General features: G+C 37.9%; 1 protein-coding gene. It reads left to right on the top strand.

What is annotated here, in order from left to right; all coding sequences use genetic code 11:
- Nucleotides 1-248: 248 nt before the first annotated feature.
- Nucleotides 249-1634 (top strand): fibrinogen-like YCDxxxxGGGW domain-containing protein, encoded by a 1386-nt coding sequence (locus J8L97_RS22840; RefSeq protein WP_211053016.1) that lies wholly within the window; start codon nt 249-251, stop codon nt 1632-1634.
- The last annotated feature ends 216 nt before the right edge of the window (nt 1635-1850 follow it).

Below are 1850 nucleotides of genomic sequence, written 5' to 3'. Positions count from 1 at the left end.
AATATGTGTAAGCTGAGTACTCTGGCTTTGCCTGTTTTTGAATTATGACTTTTCTTCATATTTTTATTACTGCTCCATTCTTTCTGATGTAAATGACAGAGCTTAGATGGTGGTTTAACGGGGGCTAGTGCTTATATTATTGAATTAAGGATATATTTTGTATAACTGTTGATTTAAACTGCACATTAGTTTGCTTTATATCTTAAGCAACAGAGTTATAAAATTTATTTTTATCAGGATGATATAAAATGTTTAAAAAAACCTTACTAAACCTCGCAGTTCTTAGCTCATTATCATTACAAGCATTTGAATTACAAGAGCACACTATTAATGAGCAAGGCGTAATTAAAAATCAATTAGACTCACAGGTGGTTATTGCGGGTGTTGCTAGCTTCAATGAGACCGACCCCGGGGTGGTATCAGTTAAAGACAACTTGGATGGCACTGTTACTATCCGTTTTAGTGAGTGGGAATATTTAGATGGGGCTCATGCGAATGAAACGGCGTCAAGCCTTACATTATCCAAAGGACGCCATGAATTACTCGATGGTTCAATTTGGGAGGTGGGAAGTGTTGAATTAGGCACTACGTCTCAAACAATTGCATTCACACAAAAAATGCCACAAACCCCATATTTATTTTTAAGCGCTCAATCAGAAAATGGCGTTTTCCCATATGTTGGTAGAGTGAGTAATGTTACTCAGTTAGATTTTGATGCTCAAATTCAATATCAAGAACTTAAGCAAGAGGCAAATACTCAAATGTCTCAAACTCTTGCTTACTTGGCAGTATACGCGCCTAACAAAGAGGGTGAGTTGGATTCTGGTGTTAAATATAAAATAGATCAGATCTATGCGGACCATAATGTAGCGAAGTTTAATACGCATGAATTGTTTTTAGAAGAAGAACAATCAAAAGATACGGAAACTACTCATATTAGTGAAGTGGTTAATATACTGGACGTTGAAGGTCATTTGTTTGCTCAGAGCATCACTAAACGAGGTAATGATACAGTTTCAATTAGGGCAAACAAACACGTTCACCCAGAGCCTGCACCAGTCAGCTGCAAGGAAATTCAAGTTAACGATGCGAGTGCGGCATCTGGTTTCTATAAGCTCGATGTAGATGGCGTAGGTAATATGCCGGAGTTTACAACCTATTGTGATATGGAAACGAAAGGCGGAGGCTGGACGTTAATGGGTATTCGATACGTCACAACAGTGAACTATAGTGGGTATCCGGACATTACCAATTACTTTGTCGAAGTTAATAACATTACTAATTTCGATGATAATTATCATTTATCTGATGCACAGTGGGTTAAGTATAAAAATGTTCAGCAAGAGCTTATGGTAATATCGCCTTCTACCGGGGGCTATGCAATCGCAGATATTGCAGTGCTTAATACTGCGAATTGTATGCCTTTGCAAGATACGCTTGGAGAAGCACCAAATCAGTCAGGAGAGCATCGCTTAAAATTGTATTGGCATGAAGCGAGTGGCTGCACTACCACTGGTACAGATTATACTATGTATAACTATCAAAATATTTATGCTTATATTGGTGGAATGTATAAAGATACCAATATAACAAGCTTGGTTGGAAATCAGACAACCCATGTTTTTGTGCGTTAGTAAAATTAGTCACTTCTAGAAACACCTGCACTGGCGGGTGTTTTTTATAAGTCTCAGCTTGTATGGTGCTTCAATGATGTAGTGTAAGTCATTGCAATCCTGCTTTCGATATTTAGAGCCTGCCAGTTTCGCAAGTTACCCACAGCTTTTTGTGGGTAACTTGTGCGCTTGTGGTGCGTATGCCTGTATGTTTCTAAATTTGAAAAATAATGAATA

Origin of the sequence: Pseudoalteromonas sp. MMG012 (genome assembly GCF_018100875.1) — a bacterium.
GTDB lineage: Bacteria > Pseudomonadota > Gammaproteobacteria > Enterobacterales > Alteromonadaceae > Pseudoalteromonas > Pseudoalteromonas aurantia.
This window is presented reverse-complemented; position numbering and strand designations above follow the sequence as displayed.